This is a genomic window from Halomonas sp. (genome assembly GCF_029263665.1).
GTDB lineage: Bacteria > Pseudomonadota > Gammaproteobacteria > Pseudomonadales > Halomonadaceae > Halomonas.
The window spans coordinates 86,464-103,380 of record NZ_JAJUFQ010000003.1; the positions used below are offsets into that span (position 1 = coordinate 86,464).

At 56.1% G+C, this 16,917-nt stretch carries 14 protein-coding genes; 10 read left to right on the forward strand and 4 right to left on the reverse strand.

Annotation, left to right across the window (positions count from 1 at the left end):
• Positions 1-109: 109 nt before the first annotated feature.
• The gene (gene mfd, locus Q1K07_RS03745; protein ID WP_300308046.1) at positions 110-3,559 is read right to left on the reverse strand and encodes a transcription-repair coupling factor; all 3,450 of its coding nucleotides are present in this window, start codon (positions 3,557-3,559) and stop codon (positions 110-112) included.
• Between the two features lie 181 nt (positions 3,560-3,740).
• Here mfd and Q1K07_RS03750 point away from each other — a divergent pair, with 181 nt between their 5' ends.
• The 9 genes from Q1K07_RS03750 to sthA all read left to right on the forward strand — a co-directional run bounded on the left by Q1K07_RS03750 (position 3,741) and on the right by sthA (position 13,564).
• Positions 3,741-5,198, forward strand: coding sequence for a glyceraldehyde-3-phosphate dehydrogenase (locus Q1K07_RS03750; RefSeq protein WP_300308049.1), 1,458 nt, complete (start codon positions 3,741-3,743; stop codon positions 5,196-5,198).
• Between the two features lie 323 nt (positions 5,199-5,521).
• Positions 5,522-6,874, forward strand: a complete 1,353-nt coding sequence (locus Q1K07_RS03755) for a Na(+)-translocating NADH-quinone reductase subunit A (RefSeq protein WP_300308052.1) — start codon at positions 5,522-5,524, stop codon at positions 6,872-6,874.
• Complete coding sequence (locus Q1K07_RS03760; RefSeq protein ID WP_300308631.1) at positions 6,874-8,100, forward strand: NADH:ubiquinone reductase (Na(+)-transporting) subunit B; 1,227 nt, start codon at positions 6,874-6,876, stop codon at positions 8,098-8,100. The genes Q1K07_RS03755 and Q1K07_RS03760 overlap by 1 nt, the downstream gene beginning before the upstream one ends.
• Positions 8,100-8,927: a Na(+)-translocating NADH-quinone reductase subunit C gene (locus Q1K07_RS03765; protein WP_300308055.1), complete on the forward strand. Its 828-nt coding sequence runs from the start codon at positions 8,100-8,102 to the stop codon at positions 8,925-8,927. Before Q1K07_RS03760 ends, Q1K07_RS03765 begins: the two co-directional genes overlap by 1 nt.
• Before the next feature lie 2 nt (positions 8,928-8,929).
• Positions 8,930-9,598 carry an NADH:ubiquinone reductase (Na(+)-transporting) subunit D gene (locus tag Q1K07_RS03770; RefSeq protein WP_300308058.1) on the forward strand — a complete coding sequence of 223 codons (669 nt, stop codon included), beginning with the start codon at positions 8,930-8,932 and terminating at the stop codon, positions 9,596-9,598.
• Position 9,599: 1 nt separating this feature from the next.
• A complete protein-coding gene (nqrE, locus tag Q1K07_RS03775; protein WP_149284518.1) occupies positions 9,600-10,217 on the forward strand; it encodes an NADH:ubiquinone reductase (Na(+)-transporting) subunit E in 618 nt (205 codons plus the stop codon).
• A gap of 63 nt (positions 10,218-10,280) precedes the next feature.
• A complete protein-coding gene (gene nqrF, locus Q1K07_RS03780; protein WP_300308063.1) occupies positions 10,281-11,513 on the forward strand; it encodes an NADH:ubiquinone reductase (Na(+)-transporting) subunit F in 1,233 nt (410 codons plus the stop codon).
• Positions 11,514-11,802: 289 nt separating this feature from the next.
• Positions 11,803-12,060 (forward strand): (Na+)-NQR maturation NqrM, encoded by a 258-nt coding sequence (nqrM, locus tag Q1K07_RS03785; RefSeq protein ID WP_149284520.1) that lies wholly within the window; start codon positions 11,803-11,805, stop codon positions 12,058-12,060.
• Positions 12,061-12,160: 100 nt separating this feature from the next.
• The gene (gene sthA / locus Q1K07_RS03790) at positions 12,161-13,564 is read left to right on the forward strand and encodes a Si-specific NAD(P)(+) transhydrogenase (protein ID WP_300308067.1); all 1,404 of its coding nucleotides are present in this window, start codon (positions 12,161-12,163) and stop codon (positions 13,562-13,564) included.
• A 126-nt stretch (positions 13,565-13,690) separates the two neighbouring features.
• Here the strand turns inward: sthA and Q1K07_RS03795 are convergent, their stop codons facing one another.
• Genes Q1K07_RS03795 through Q1K07_RS03805 form a run of 3 tightly spaced genes read right to left on the reverse strand, consistent with a single transcriptional unit; the run spans position 13,691 to position 15,613 of the window.
• Entirely contained in the window at positions 13,691-14,194 is a 504-nt protein-coding gene (locus Q1K07_RS03795) for a DUF488 domain-containing protein (protein WP_300308070.1), read from the reverse strand.
• A 13-nt stretch (positions 14,195-14,207) separates the two neighbouring features.
• A complete protein-coding gene (locus Q1K07_RS03800) occupies positions 14,208-15,203 on the reverse strand; it encodes a PA2778 family cysteine peptidase (protein ID WP_300308073.1) in 996 nt (331 codons plus the stop codon).
• 20 nt (positions 15,204-15,223) lie between these two features.
• On the reverse strand, positions 15,224-15,613 hold the full coding sequence (locus Q1K07_RS03805; RefSeq protein WP_300308634.1) for a PA2779 family protein: 390 nt from the start codon (positions 15,611-15,613) through the stop codon (positions 15,224-15,226).
• Between the two features lie 734 nt (positions 15,614-16,347).
• On the opposite strand from Q1K07_RS03805, the gene Q1K07_RS03810 reads away from it, so the two are divergent.
• On the forward strand, positions 16,348-16,869 hold the full coding sequence (locus tag Q1K07_RS03810; protein ID WP_300308076.1) for a copper resistance protein NlpE N-terminal domain-containing protein: 522 nt from the start codon (positions 16,348-16,350) through the stop codon (positions 16,867-16,869).
• Positions 16,870-16,917 lie beyond the last annotated feature (48 nt).

The window sequence follows — 16,917 nt, forward strand, 5'->3', positions numbered from 1 at the left end:
TAGTTTGACGTCTCTTTCGCGGCGGCGCTAGTCCCTGGCCGGGGACATCGGCGCCGTCCGCTTCCCAAGCCAGGTAAAATGCCTCGAATCGCACATGCCGACCTTGCTGTCAGGCGGCCTCAGCCTTTCGATTCAGAGCATCGAGCAATTGCTCGATAGCCTGGAAGCGAGCCTCTTCATTGCTCATGGGAGTGGTGAAACGAAGTATATCCGCACCATCCAGGCGATAGATCTGGGGGGACTTCTGAATCAGTTCCACCAGGGTCAGAGGGTCCACATTTGTCCTGTGGCCAAACAGGATGCGGCCACGCTCCTCTCCTGCTTCCAGGCGGCTGATGCCCAGGCGCTCAGCACGATGACGCAGGCGTGTCTGGCGCAACAATGTCTTGACCGGGCCTGGCAGGAGGCCAAACCGATCGATCATTTCCACCCGCAGTTCCTTTAATTCAGCATCATTGGTCGTGTTGGCAATACGCTTGTACATGACTAGCCGCTGCTGCACATCATGGAGGTAATCGTCAGGAATCAATGCGGGCAGGTTGAGGTTGATTTCCACCCCATTGTCCAGAGGGTCCTCGATATTGGGCGTTCGACCTTCACGGATTGCCTGCACTGCACGGTCGAGCATCTGCATGTAAAGGCTGTAGCCAATGGCTTCCATCTGGCCGCTTTGCTCGTCGCCCAACAGTTCGCCAGCCCCCCTGATTTCCATATCGTGACTGGCCAGTGTGAAGCCTGCGCCGAGATCTTCTGCCTGGCTAATCGCTTCAAGGCGCTTGACGGCATCCCGGGTCATGGCACGGGGAGGGGGTGCCAGCAAATAGGCATAGGCCTGGTGATGACTGCGGCCAACTCGTCCACGCAGCTGATGGAGCTGGGCCAGGCCGAATTTGTCAGCACGCTCAATGATGATGGTGTTGGCGTTAGGCACGTCGATGCCGGTTTCAATGATGGTGGAACACACCAGCACGTTAAAGCGCTTGTGGTAGAAGTCCGACATCACTCTTTCCAGGGAGCGTTCGGGTAATTGGCCATGGGCGACACCGACCCTGGCCTCGGGAACCAGCTCGCGCAGCTTTTCAGCTGCCGCCTCTATGGTCTTGACCTCGTTATGCAGGAAGTAGACCTGGCCGCCCCGCAGGATCTCGCGCAGGATGGCTTCCTTGATGGTGGGTTCTTCGCGTTGCTGAATGAAGGTTTTTACTGACAGGCGGCGTGCAGGGGGCGTGGCGATGATCGACAGATCGCGTATGCCACTCATGGCCATGTTCAATGTTCTGGGAATAGGGGTAGCGGTGAGCGTCAATACATCGACTTCGGAGCGCAGGCCCTTGAGGTGCTCTTTCTGGGAGACGCCGAATCGATGTTCCTCATCAATGATGACCAGTCCCAGGCGAGGGAAGCGTAGCTGTTTCGACAGCACCTTGTGGGTGCCGATAATGATGTCTGTCTTGCCGTCCTGGATACGAGCAAGTGTGTCGCTCTGGCCGCTACCTCCGGTGAAGCGTGATAGCAATTCAATGTCCACTGCAGTGTCGGCGAAGCGGTCACGGAAGTTCTCGTAATGCTGACGAGCCAGTAGTGTGGTGGGCACCAATACCACCACCTGGCGCCCGGACTGTACTGCCAGGAATGCCGCGCGCATGGCAACCTCGGTCTTGCCAAAGCCTACGTCCCCACACACGACACGATCCATGGGTTTGGGTGTGATCATGTCCGAGATCACCGCCTGGATGGCCTGGCGCTGATCTGGCGTTTCCTCGAAGGGGAAGTTGGCGACGAAGCGGGCATATTCATCATCCGGGGGATGATTGGCAAAGCCTTCTCTGGCTTCGCGGCGAGCATAGATATCCAGCAGCTCTGCAGCGGTGTCGCGGATCTTCTCGGCAGCCTTGCGCTTAGCCTTGTCCCATTGTTCGGAACCGAGACGGTGCAAGGGGGCGAGCTCTTCGTCAACGCCAGAATAACGAGAAATCAGATGCAGACTATCCACGGGGACATAAAGCTTGCTGCCTTCGGCATATTCAAGGCAGACGAATTCGGCTGCCTGGCCGCTGGTTTCCAGGATTTCCAGTCCACGATAACGGCCGATTCCGTGGAGCTGGTGAACGACGGGAGCACCTTCCCGTAGTTCGGACAGGTGGCGTACGGCCAGTTCGTTGTCATCTGTAGCCTTGCCCTGGCGGCGCGTCTGCCGTACGACGTCACCGATCAGCTCGGTTTCAGTGATCACGGCCAGGTCAGGTGTGGTCAGGGTCAGGCCCGACGCCAGGTCGCCTTCACCGATGGCCAGGCGTTGGTCACTCTCCAGGAAGGCAGAGAAGCTTGCTACCTGTGGTAGATGAGGCGCCACTGGGGCCAGAGTTTCTTCGAGTGCTTCGCGGCGACCACGCGACTCGGCAACGAAAAGAACACGGCGTTCGGGATGATTGGCCAGGTACTGCTGCAGGGCCGCCAGCGGTGATTTCGTCCGGGCGTTGATGGCTACCTCGGCCGGCGCTTCCGTCAGAGAGGCTGCTGCATGCGGGTGTGCGGTATCACGTGTCAACTCGATGCGTGGGTGTTGCTTGATCAGGCCAAACAGTTCGGCTTCGGGAATGAAGGCCCGGTGAGGGGGCAGCAGTGGTCGAGTGGGATCGACGCCAAGATTTTCGTAGCGACTGGTGATGGCTGCCCAGTGATGCTCGGCAGCTTCCCGGGCAAGGGGCATGAGCGCGATGCGTGTGCCTTCGGCCAGATGGTCGAGGAGGGAAGCGGTTTCCTCGAAGAACAGTGGCAGGTATTGCTCCAGGCCTGCAGCGGGGATGCCCTTCAACGCATCCACATACAGAGGGCACTGGCGCGGATCCACATCGAAGAGTGTCTCGAAACCTTCGCGGAAGCAGGCGATGGCAGAGCGTGACAGCGAATATTCGTGGGCTGGCAGCAGTTCGATACTTTCCACCTTGTCGGCGCTACGTTGGGTATCAGGATCGAAACTGCGCAAACTGTCGATTTCGTCGTCAAACAGATCAATGCGCAGTGGCGCATCATTACCCATGGGGAAAAGGTCGATCAGTGCGCCCCGCAGGGCATACTCTCCAGGCTCGTAAACCGTTTCTACTGCACGATATCCCGCTCGGGACAGTTTGTCCCGGAAGGCTTCCCGGTCCAACGTGGCGCCCACTTCCAAGGTCAGCACGCGTCCCGCGATGTAGTCCACGGGAGAGAGACGCTGCATCAGGGTATTGATCGGTACCAACACGATACCATGCACGCCATCCTGCAGAGTGCGTAGCGTACGCAGGCGTGCCGATACAATATCCTGATGGGGCGAGAAACTATCGTATGGCAGCGTTTCCCAATCGGGGAAAGGCAGGACAGGTACTGTAGAGAAGAAGGCAAGCTCATTTTCCAGCCGCAGGGCCTCGGCAGTATCGGCGGTGACGACCAGCAGCGGGGCATCATTGGCCAGGCGCGACAGGGCCAGAGCTGTGGCAGATCCCTGGGGCTCCTGCCAGTAGAGGGTGTCGCGAATGCCCTTGGGGTGCGGAGGTTCGAGCGGCGAAAAAGTCGGCATGTTGACGTCGTATCGCTGTCTGGGTGAAGAGGGTTGCATCATACCAGCCCTATTTGCGTCCTGTAGTCAAACTGTGATTTCTGTAATATCCCTACATCTTGTGCGACCATCCAGCGATTGCGAGTGTGAGGTATGGGCCAGATAATACAGGCGTTTTCCATTCCCCACATTGAGGTATCCCGTGAGCCAGCAATCCGACGCAGTCTTCCAGGAATGGCACGATAACCAGGCTATCGTGGAGCAGATGATTCCACTGATCGGCAGCCTATATCGCCATAACAATGTGGTTACCACCATGTTTGGTCGCTCGCTGTTCAATCGCAGCGTCATCCGCATCCTGAAGGACCACCGTTTTGTTCGGAAGGTCGAGGGCACTGAGCTGTCCGTGACGGATACCTTCCCCCTGGTGCAGGCCATGACTGAGCTGAATCTGGGGCCGGCCCATGTCGACGTGGGTAAGCTGGGCGTGGCATTCAAGAAGCAAGGGGGCGGCGATGCCGTTGCCTTCATGCGCGAGCAACTTGCCGAGATCGTCGACGGCCATGATCCTCAGGCCACTGGCGAACCCAAGGATGTCGTTCTGTATGGCTTCGGTCGCATCGGTCGAATTCTGGCCCGTGTGCTGATTGAGAAAGCCGGGGGCGGTAACCTGCTGCGTCTGCGAGCCATCGTGGTGCGTGGCCGTGGTGATATCGCCAAGGATCTCGAAAAGCGTGCCAGTCTGCTGCGTCGTGACAGTGTTCATGGCCCTTTCGATGGCACCATCAGCGTGGATGTCGAGTCTCGCAGCCTGATCGCCAACGGCAATGTCATTCAGGTTATCTATGCCGATTCGCCTAGTGAGATCGATTATACCGCCTATGGCATCAATAACGCTGTGGTGGTGGATAACACGGGTATCTGGCGCGACGAGAAAGGGCTCAGCCAGCACCTCGAGTGCAAAGGGGTATCCAAGGCGCTGCTGACTGCGCCAGGTAAGGGTGACGTCAAGAATATCGTCTTTGGTATCAACCATGGTGATATCAACAGCGATGATCGCATCATCTCTGCGGCTTCCTGTACCACCAATGCCATCGTGCCTGTGCTCAAGGTGCTCAACGACGAATACGGTATTACGCATGGTCATGTCGAGACCGTGCACTCCTATACCAACGACCAGAACCTGATCGACAACTACCACAAGGGTGACCGGCGCGGCCGGAGTGCCCCGCTGAACATGGTGTTGACGGAGACCGGTGCTGCCAAGGCCGTTGCCAAGGCGCTGCCTGAGCTGGGTGGCAAGCTGACCGGTAATGCCATTCGGGTGCCGACCCCGAATGTGTCCATGGCGATTCTCAACCTGTCGCTCGACAAGGAAGTGGATACAGAAAGCCTGAATGGCTATCTGCGCCGCATGTCCATCGATTCTGACTACCAGAAGCAGATCGACTACGTGGACTCTCCGGAAGTGGTATCCAGTGATTTTGTCGGCAATCGCCATGCGGGTATCGTCGATGCTCAAGCCACCATTGCCCAGGGCAAGCATGTCGTACTGTATGTCTGGTATGACAACGAGTTTGGTTATAGCTGCCAGGTCATCCGTATCTTGCAGCACATTTCCAACGTATCTTTCTTGAAGTTGCCGCATAGCGCCAACTAATCAAGGACATTAGGCGCTTTCCTGCTTCATTTGGAAGTAAAGGGAGCGTCTATCGGGAAATGCTGATACCCCTTGTAGCCATTGATCTACAAGGGGTTTTTTGTGCCTTTTTGAACCTGTTCTGTCGTCAGTGGATGGATCTGCTACGTTCGATCCTGTAGTCATTCCATCGCCTTGTCTTTATAATGCTGGGGATTTTTCGGGGGGGTTCGTGCTCTCCTGTGCGTAACTGGTAATGCGACAAACTACAATAAAAGAATAATTCTCATTTCCAGGCGTTCCCCCGTCCAAATTATCTACCGATCCATCAACTGGGCGAGACTATGATCGAAGTCAAAAAAGGCCTGGATCTCCCCATCACGGGAGCACCAGAGCAGCGCATTGACGATGCGCGGCCGGTGCGCCACGTGGCACTCCTGGGAACCGATTACATCGGCATGAAGCCGACTATGGCGGTCAAGGAAGGGGACAAGGTCAAACTGGGCCAGCTACTGTTCACTGACAAGAAGATCGAAGGTGTTCGCTTCACGTCGCCTGCGGCGGGTGAAGTCGTCGCGGTCAATCGCGGCGAGAAGCGAAGGCTTTTGTCTGTTGTCATCAAGGTCGACGAGAACGAGGAAGCCGAATCGTTCACTGCTCATGGTCGTGATGGTCTGGACAAGCTGGATCGCCAGGTCGTGGTCGATCAACTGGTCGAGTCTGGTCTGTGGACAGCACTGCGCGTGCGTCCTTTCTCCCGCACTCCTGAACTCGACGCAGTACCGTATGACATCTTTGTTACCGCAATCGACACGCATCCGCTGTCTGCTGATCCGGGTGTGATCATCAATGAGCAGCAGGAAGCCTTCGAGGATGGTCTCAAGGTGTTGACTCGCCTGACCGAAGGTAAAGTGTTCCTGTGTACAGCTCCTGATGCCAAGATGCCCGGTACTGGCATCAGTGGTGTTCAGCACGAGACCTTTGGTGGCCGCCATCCCGCAGGTCTGGTGGGGACACATATTCACTTCCTGTCGCCGGTATCCATCCAGCGTCGTGTGTGGCATATCGGTTATCAGGACGTCATCGCGTTCGGCAAGCTGTTTGCAGAAGGTAAACTGGATGTCAGCCGTGTCGTTGCCATCGGTGGCCCGCGTGCCGAGAAGCCGCGCCTGCTGCGTACCCGTCTGGGAGCCAGTACGGATGAGCTGCTGGCCGGTGAGATCGTGTCTCCTGACGATACCCGTGTGATCAACGGCAGTGTCTTCTCCGGTTTCACCGCCGAAGGCAACCTGCGCTATCTGGGCCGTTTCTGCCAGCAGCTGAGCCTGCTGGAAGAGGGGCACAAGCGTGACTTCATGGGCTGGTTGTCTCCGGGATCAAAGCGTCACTCTGTACTGGGTATCTATCTGTCCAGCCTCAAGGGGCTTGGTAGTGACTATGCTCCGACGACATCCACCAATGGTTCTGAGCGGGCCATGGTGCCGGTGGGTTCCTACGAGAAGGTGATGCCGCTGGATATCCTGCCCACGCAGCTTCTGCGCTCTCTGATCGTTGGCGACATCGAGACTGCCATGCAGCTCGGCTGTCTCGAACTGGATGAAGAAGACCTGGCGTTGTGCACCTATGTGTGCCCTGGCAAGTACGAGTACGGTCCCATCCTCCGCGACAACCTCACCATGATCGAGAAAGAGGTATGATGATGGGCATTCGACAGACACTCGACAATCTCGAACCGCATTTCCATAAAGGCGGAAAATACGAGAAGTTCTATCCGCTGTATGAAGCGGTGGATACTATCTTCTATTCTCCGGCAAGCGTGGCCAAGACGGCTTCTCATGTGCGTGATGGTGTTGATCTCAAGCGCATCATGATCACCGTATGGTTGTGCACTTTCCCGGCCATGTTCTTCGGTATGTGGAACACTGGCTGGCAGGCCAATGAAGCCATCGCTGCTGGTTATGAGTCCATGGCCGGATGGCGTGAGATGGTCCTGCTGACTCTGGCGGGTGGGCACGATGCTGGCAGCCTGTGGTCCAACTTCGTGCTTGGCGCGACATACTTCCTGCCGATTTACCTGGTGACCTTCGTGGTCGGTGGTTTTTGGGAAGTCCTGTTCGCCATCAAGCGTGGCCATGAGGTCAACGAAGGCTTCTTTGTCACTTCCGTGCTGTTTGCCTTGATTCTGCCGGCGACCATTCCGCTGTGGCAGGTCGCACTGGGCATTACCTTCGGTGTAGTGATCGGCAAGGAAATCTTCGGCGGTACCGGCAAGAACTTCCTTAACCCGGCACTGACGGGGCGAGCCTTCCTCTACTTCGCATATCCGGCTCAGATCTCCGGTGATGCGGTTTGGGTTCCTGCTGATGGATTCACCGGCGCGACTCCTTTGTCCGCTGTCTACCAGAGTGGTATGGCTGCACTGCAAGATCAGTACAGCTGGTGGGATGCCTTCCTCGGATTCATTCCGGGTTCCGTGGGCGAGACCTCGACTCTGGCGATCCTGATCGGCGGTGTCGTGCTCCTGGCGATGGGCATTGCCAGCTGGCGCATCGTGCTGGGTGTGTTCCTCGGCATGGTGGCGATGAGCTCCATCCTCAACCTGGTCGGCTCCGATTCCAACCTGATGTTTGCCATGCCCTGGTACTGGCATCTGGTGGTGGGTGGCTTCGCCTTCGGCATGATCTTCATGGCCACTGACCCGGTATCGGCTTCCATGACCAATCCGGGCCGCTATATCTTTGGCGCGCTGATCGGTGTGATGACGGTGCTGATCCGTGTGGTCAACCCGGCTTTCCCTGAGGGCATCATGCTGGCGATTCTGTTCGCCAACCTGTTTGCGCCGCTCATCGATCACTTCTTTGTAGAGGCCAACATCAAGCGTCGTGCCAAGCGTACTGCTGTCCTGGCCGAGGAGACTGAGTGATGGCTAAAGACAATAACTCTATTGGGAAAGTCCTGACGGTTGCTTTCTCGCTCTGTCTTGTCTGCTCGATCATCGTGTCGACGGCAGCCGTGGCATTGCGTTCCAAGCAGGCTGAAAATCAGGAACTCGACCGCAAGACTAACATTCTGGCCGTTGCTGACCTGCTTGAGCCGGGCATGAATGTGGGGGAAGAGTTTGCCAAGGCGGTAACACCCAAGGCGGTGGAGCTGGCTTCCGGTGAATATACCGATGCCGTGGATGCGACCAGCTATGATGGCTTGACTGCTGCCAAGGACCCGGAGCAATCTCGCAAGCTGACGGCTGACGAAGATATTGCCGGTATCGGTCGTGAAGAGAAGTTCTCTACTGTCTACCTTGTGGGGGACACCGAGAACCCAGAGAAGATTATCTTGCCGATTCGTGGTCAAGGCCTGTGGGGACTGATGCAGGGCTACCTGTCCGTGAAAGGCGATGGTAACACCATCACGGGTATCACTTTCTTCTCCCATTCCGAAACTCCAGGCCTGGGTGGTGAGGTGGATAACCCCCGCTGGAAAGCCAAGTGGGATGGCAAGGAAATCTACGCTGCCGATGATGGCGATACGCCAGCCATCGAACTGGTCAAGGGTGGGGCGAGCAACCCTAACCAAGTCGATGCACTATCTGGTGCCTCTCTTACCAGTCGTGGCGTAACTCACTTGGTGCAGTTCTGGATGGGTGCAGAAGGCTTTGGCCCATATCTGGAGCGCTTCCGTTCTGGCGACGCCGGTGCTGCTGATGAATCCCAGGCCGCTGCCGTCACCACCGACGAGACCGAAGGAGCTTGATGATGGCTGAACCGACTCCCAAGGGCGTCCTGCTGACGCCTCTCTTCAGGAACAACCCCATTGCTCTGCAGATTCTCGGTATCTGTTCGGCATTGGCGGTGACTTCCAGCCTGAGCGTATCACTGGTCATGACCTTGGCCGTGATGTCAGTGACGGCTTTCTCCAGCATGTTCGTGTCGCTGATTCGGAATCATATTCCTTCATCGATCCGGATCATCGTGCAGATGACCATCATTGCCTCTTTGGTCATCGTGGTTGACCAGGTCCTCAAGGCCTATGCCTACGACATGTCCAAGCAGTTGTCGGTATTCGTTGGTCTGATCATCACCAACTGTATCGTGATGGGGCGTGCAGAAGGCTTCGCCATGACCAATACCCCAGGCCTGTCATTCCTTGATGGCATCGGTAATGGCCTTGGTTATGGTTTCATTCTGATGACCGTAGGCTTCATCCGTGAACTGTTCGGTTCTGGCAGCCTGTTCGGTGTGACCATTCTGGAAACCGTTCAGAACGGTGGCTGGTATGTGCCCAACGGCTTGCTGCTGTTGCCGCCGTCTGCGTTCTTCATCATTGGCTTGATCATCTGGGTGTTGCGTAGCATCCATCCGGATCAGGTCGAGAGCAACGAGTTCGTGATGAAGCACAACACCGAGCCGAAGGAGGCTGTGTAACATGGAACATTACCTGAGCCTGTTCGTTGCTTCCGTGTTCGTCGAGAACATGGCCTTGGCCTTCTTCCTCGGCATGTGTACCTTCATGGCGGTATCCAAGAAGGTATCCTCGGCCATCGGCCTGGGTATTGCCGTGGTGGTGGTTCTCACCGTCACTGTGCCGGTGAACAATCTGATCCTGAAGTATCTGCTGGCAGAAGGCGCCCTGTCCTGGACAGGTATTCCCGGTGCAGAGAACATTGATCTGACGTTCCTGGGGCTGTTGTCCTATATCGGCGTTATTGCAGCGCTGGTGCAGATTCTCGAGATGTTCCTCGATAAGTTTGTACCGTCTCTGTACAACGCTCTTGGTGTGTTCCTGCCGCTGATCACCGTGAACTGTGCCATCCTGGGTGGCACTCTGTTCATGGTCGAGCGTGACTACAACTTCGGTGAGTCCGTGGTCTATGGCTTTGGTGCTGGTTTCGGCTGGGCACTGGCCATCACGGCTCTGGCAGGTATTCGCGAGAAGTTGAAGTACAGCGATGTGCCAGCGTCCCTGCAGGGACTGGGCATCACCTTCATTACTGTGGGTCTGATGTCCCTGGGCTTCATGTCCTTCTCTGGCATCCAGCTCTGAGCGCGATCCGGCGGTTCACCGCCGGATCCAGGAAACGCTAGCAAATAGCAATAGGAAACCGACATGGTTGATACAACAGTCATCGTGCTCGGCGTGGTCATGTTCACCGTCATCGTCATCAGTCTGACGGCGGTGATCCTGGCAGCCCGAAGCAAGCTGGTCAGCACCGGCGATGTATCCATTGAGATCAATGGGGACCCTGCCAACACCATTACCACTCAGGCAGGCGGCAAGCTGCTCAACACCCTGGCGGCCAACGGCATCTTCCTGTCTTCCGCCTGCGGTGGTGGTGGCTCTTGCGCTCAGTGCCGTTGCCGTGTGGAAGAGGGTGGTGGTTCCATCCTGCCGACCGAAGAATCTCATTTCACCCTGCGTGAAAAGAAAAGCGGCTGGCGCCTGTCATGCCAGGTGCCTGTCAAGCAGGACATGAAGATTCAGGTGCCGGAAGAGGTGTTCGGTGTCAAGAAGTGGGAATGTGAGGTCATCAAGAACCCCAACGTTGCCACCTTCATCAAGGAACTCAACCTCAAGTTGCCTGAGGGCGAGGAAGTAGCGTTCCGCGCAGGCGGTTACGTTCAGCTGATAGCGCCGCCTTATGACATCAAGTTCTCCGACTTTGATGTCGAGGACGAGTACCGCGGAGACTGGGACAAGTTCGGTCTGTTCAATATTTCTCACAAGAACACCGAAGAAGTCATCCGTGCATACTCCATGGCCAACTATCCGGAAGAGAAGGGTATTCTCAAGTTCAATATCCGGATTGCCACGCCTCCGCCCAATTCCAGCCATCCGCCTGGCTTGATGTCTACTTATGTCTTCAGCTTGAAGCCGGGTGACAAGGTCACTGTGATGGGGCCCTTTGGTGAGTTCTTTGCCAAGAAGACCGATGCAGAGATGGTCTTCATTGGCGGTGGCGCTGGCATGGCGCCGATGCGTAGCCATATCTTCGACCAGCTCAAGCGTCTGAACAGTACACGCAAGATGTCTTTCTGGTACGGTGCTCGTTCCTGGCGTGAAACGTTCTACAACGAGGAATATGACCAGTTGGCCAAGGATCATTCGAACTTCGAATGGCACCTGGCACTGTCTGACCCTCTGCCCGAGGACAACTGGGAAGGCCCGACAGGCTTCATTCACAATGTGCTCTACGAGAACTATCTCAAGGACCATCCGGCTCCTGAGGATTGCGAGTTCTACATGTGCGGACCGCCCATGATGAACGCTTCCGTGATCAAGATGCTGCTGGACCTTGGCGTTGAGCCCGAGAATATCCTGCTCGACGACTTTGGTGGCTGATTCGTCAGTATCATCAACAAAACCGGCCCTTCTGGGCCGGTTTTGTTTTATGCGTGATAACGTTTTGTAGGCGATAAAAGCGCAGCATCAGGGACTGAAATCTGGCATAATGAGGCCCAGAAGCGATGGAACCAGTCGCCGTCATGAGCAGTCCGATATCTGGGGCAATGTCCATCTGAGGTAAGGTTCCCTCAGCTCCGGCAACCAACCCCATGGGTAGCAGTTGATGTTGATTCCTGTTGCCTGGGTGCATTGTGTGTTGCCTGTGATTTATAGCAAGGAGTCTGTCATGACCATTTTTTTCGTTGTTCTTGCTGCCATGTTGCTGATTACTGCTGCCATGGCCATTGGTGTCATCATGGGGCGCAAGCCCATTGCTGGTTCCTGTGGCGGCCTCAATGCTCTGGGGCTCAAGGATGGGTGCGAGATCTGCGGTGGCAAGGATGAAGTTTGCGAGGAAGAGTCTCGCAAGCGTGCCGTCAGCACGCGTCGACGTGCCGATGAGAATCGTGGTCTTGATCTGGGCTACGACGCCACTCGTCGTTGATCGCGCGGCAGTTGATTGAATCGAATGAATGATGGCGGCGCCCCGAGGGGCGCCGTGCTCGGTTCTGGGGATCGGGAAAGACAGGAATAAGGGAGAAACGATGGTAGTCCACAGCTCGGTGCACAAGTACGATGTCGTGGTTATTGGTACTGGTCCTGCCGGTGAAAGTGCGGCGATCAACGCTGCCAAGAATGGCAAACGCGTGGCCATCATCGAAAAGCAGGCCCGTGTTGGCGGCAATTGCACGCACTGGGGCACGATACCTTCCAAGGCATTGCGCCACCAGGTCCGCCAGATCATGTCATTCAATACGAACACCATGTTCCGTGATATCGGTGAGCCACGCTGGTTCTCCTTTCCCAAGGTGCGTGAGCGCTCCCGGCCGACGATCGATCGGCAGGTGGCGATGCGTACCAACTTTTATGCGCGCAATCGCATCGATCTTTACCATGGAGTGGCGCATTTCAAGGATGAGAACACGCTGGTAGTGAGAGGGAGTAGCGAGAAAAACGAGGAACTGGTTGCGGAGGAGATCATCATTGCCACGGGGTCTCGTCCGTACCGGCCTGCCGATATCGATTTTCATCATCCGCGGATCTATTGTTCCGACAGTATTCTGGGCATGGGGCACACTCCACGGACACTGATCATCTTCGGGGCAGGTGTGATCGGCTGCGAGTATGCCTCGATCTTCTCCGGACTGGGCCTAAAGGTCGACCTGATCAACAACCGAGGTAGCCTGCTGTCCTTCCTTGATGACGAAATCAGTGACGCCTTGTCCTATCATCTGCGCAAGCACGGTGTGTTGATTCGTCATAATGAAGATTATGAGCGAGTCGAAGGCGACGATGAGGGGGTCACGGTCTATCTCAAGTCGGGCAAGCGCCTACGAGCCGATGCCTTTCTGTGGGCCAATGGACGTACCGGTAATACTGATGAACTGGGGCTCGAAAATATTGGCTTGACCGCCAACGGGCGCGGGCAGTTGCAAGTCGATGAGCACTATCGCACGGCCATTTCGCATATCTATGCGGCCGGCGATGTCATTGGCTGGCCTAGTCTTGCCAGCGCGGCTTATGACCAAGGGCTGAATGCCTGCAATACGCTATTGGACAAGAAGTTCCGTTACATCACAGAGGTGCCGACCGGAATCTACACCATTCCGGAGATCAGCTCCTTCGGCCGTACCGAACGTGAGCTGACAGAAGCCAAGGTGCCCTATGAAGTCGGTCACGCGTTCTTCAAAGACACCGCTCGCGCACAGATCACTGGCGATACGGTGGGGATGCTCAAGATCCTGTTCGATCAGAGCACACTGGAGATATATGGCATTCATTGCTTTGGTGATCAGGCTTCAGAAATCGTGCATATCGGCCAGGCCATCATGCAACAGGAAGGAGCGGCGAATACGCTGGAGTACTTCGTCAATACAACGTTCAATTATCCGACCATGGCGGAGGCCTATCGGGTTGCCGCGCAGAATGGCCTGAACCGAGTGTTCTGAGACCGTTCCTGTTACATGAATTGTCTGTCGAATAGACATGTAGACGCAAGACGGCGCCCCATGGGGCGCCGTCTTGCGTCTTGACCACCGTTCTGGGGTATCACTCCGAAACAGGGCTCTGGTCTGTCAGGATGATGAAGTGTCATCCAAGTGATTTCCACCGGTGGAAGGTTGATCAGGATGTTGGTTGTCGTCGAAGTGTTCTCCGCCGAAGTGCTTCTCGTTACCGTAGCAGGGTGGTGAAGACGGCAGGGCATCAGCCTGGTCTTCCTTGTGCAGGGCTTCGAGGATGGCGTCACGTAAAAGGGGCAGGTAAGACTCTTCTACGTCGCGAGTCGCCGTCAACAGGGTCAGGCGTCCGCGTCGGGCCAGGCGCATCAGTGGCACCAGGTTCTCAGGATTGTCGCGTAGCTCTCCGCGATAGCGAATTTCAAATACTGTTCGGTTGATCGCTTCTTCGTGATAACGGCGGCGCAAGGCGTTGCTGGGTGATGCGTCACGATACCAGTCGGTCAGCGCTAGAGCCTCGCGTGCTCGACCGCGCGGCCAGAGACGGTCGACCAGGATGCGAGCACCGTCGGACTCGTCGATGGGCTGATAGATGCGCTTGACGACGATGTCATAGCTCATGAGGGGCTTCTCCTTAAGTCCCGGTGTCTTGTTGTGATGTGCTGCGATCATCCGGCTCGCCAGCATCGAGCTCAGTCAGCGCACGCTGAGCACTTTCCTGCCATGGTCCACTGATGGTTGCGGCCTGGGTCAGTGCGTTGCGTGCGGCGCTCTGCTGGTCCAGGTCGGCCTGGGTCAGGCCGAGGTTGAGCCAGGCGGGGGCCAGCATTGGGTCAAGCAAGGTTGCCTGCTGCCAGGCATCGATAGCGTGCTCGGTGTCATCCGTTGCACGATAGGCGTTGCCCAGTGCGAAAGCGCCCATGGCATTGTTCGGGAAGCGTTCCGTGAAGGCCCGCCAGGCTGGAAGTGCGCTGGCAGCTCCTTGGGAGCTTTCAAAGTCGGAAATGGCCTGCAGGGCATTCTGGGGTTCGATATCGACCGGAAGCTCGCCGGGAGGAAGGGCAACGAAGGCCCAGCGCTTGCTGCGTGCCCAGGTGGCATCGAAGCGGCTGAACGCTATGTGATCCTGGCGAGTAACACCTGTGCGCATCGACAGTGCCTCATTGCTCAGGTCGTAGCCATTGACGACGGCAAAGTGCCACAAAGGGAAAGCAGGTAGCGACAGGTTTTGCAGTACGGCGACAGGGTGTCCTGCATCGACTTCGCCCAGTACGGCATCAAGCCGAGCCGGTAGCACAAAGGGAATGCGTCCGTGGCGTCGAGTCGCAGCCAGCATTTCAGGCTGCAGGCTGCCCTTGCGGCCAGGGACGTAGACTTCAGGAATCAGGGTGTCGACACTGACATCTACATTGCTGTCGTTAAGCAACATGGCGAGAGTTGCTGGACCGCATTGATAGTCCCGCTGTGGGTGGAAGGGGACATCTTCGAGCAATACCTTGGGCTGAATTCTGGTGCTGAGCCCGGGATCAAGCTTTGGACTGCTGGCACAACCCGTCAGCAGGAGCAAGACTGCCAATGCCATAGCGCCCGCGAGGCGGGCGCTATGGGAAGAGTGTGATAAACGCGGCATGCGGTGCTCGCTGGATATCATCAACGGACGAAGGGGAAGACGTCAGTCAGGCCAAGAATATCCGTCACCAGCAGAATGACGAAGACGGCGAACAGTACGCCGACAACACTGGCACCTGCTGGCATGTTGTCAAGCTGGTCTGCCATCTGCTGAGCTTCACTGTCGGATAGTGCTGCCACACGCTTTTCCACTTCAGATGGATCGACGCCCTGGGCGACGAGCTGGCGTTGGATGTCTTCGCGGGCAAGGACCTGGGTGATACGGTCACGCGCATCATTTTGGCTCTGTGCAGACAATACATCGGCGGTGGATGCCAGCGGTGTAGAGGATGCGGAGGCCATCACCGGCATGGCACCGAAGGCCAGGGTAACAATCAGCATGGAGCAAAGGAGTCGGCGCAGTCGGAAAATCATTTGCAGCTTCCTTGATTATATGGGCGACGGGCCCTGGAGTTATCGGTTAAACATTGTTACTGCCTGCAGGGGCAGCAGTAGGACGAGATGCACTTGCCAGCGCCAAGCATCCGGCTAAACGGCGCGGTTGCGACTTCATAGAGTATAACCAACATGAGGGAGGCATTTCACTAACCGCAGGCGTGTGGAAGGCGCCTCTCATGCTGGCTATCTGCTCTTGCTTCAGGATGGAAGAAGGCATGAAGGCATGAGGCGTTGCGCAAATTGCAACATTGCCAATGTATCTTCATGAGATCTTCCTTTACGCAAAGGCACGCTTGTGCACATAAATTTTCAGAAATCACTGATAAAAAAGAAGAAAAGGGCCGTGTGTGAGATATCTCTTACAAACAAATAATATATCGCTTACACATGTCCACTTGTAGGTAAGCTGTCGGAGTACTTGGGCATCTGGTATTGTGCACCGCAAGGGGATGGTTTGGCAGTTCTGCATATCCTGGCACTGTTGCGCGAAGGTATTGCACATGTCGTCATGTACATGACAAGTGCACTGTGTAACAAGTTGCGCCGTGATAGATGCATTAAGCTGACCGAACGGGAAGGAAGAGAAGAAGCGCATTGAAGCACTTCTTTAAATAATTAATGGACCATGATGGAGTGTTACTGTCTTGGTTGTGGATGGTGTCTATGGGGTTTGTTCATAGATAGTGTCTGTGACTGGCAGATCTCTTATGTCTAACATTAATCAAATGCTACGCAGGGTAGCGACGCGTTCATCGCTTGTTTCCGTCTGTGCTGCTCACAGTAGAAACACGGCTGCTTCATGGGGGCTGCTGGGGGTTGCCCTTGCTGCGCTGGGGGGCTGTGCTTCGACGGATGAACTAGGGGTAGGCCAGCACTCGGAGCCTGTGACTCGCTATATAGGTACGCTGCCTTGCGATGACTGCCGCGAGATTCGTGCCGATCTGACATTGCATCGCGATCCTGATGATGGACATCCGATGAACTATGTTCTGCAGCAGACTCACGTTGATGCGATTGGTGGAGATTTCACCTCAACGCTCTGGGGGAACTGGGAACAAGCAGTATCGGGTGAGCAACGCTTTTATCGTTTCGACGGCAAATTGCAGCCGTTCATCTTGCGCCTGGATGATGATGGTCAGCGGTTGAGCTGGGTCGATACCGTTCAAGATTCCAGTGGCGGTTCCGATATCAAGACCTATGAACTCAAACGTGCTGAACCCTTGTACTAGTTTCATCAACTAGTCTTATCAATAGATAAATAAACAAGGGAAGCAGGA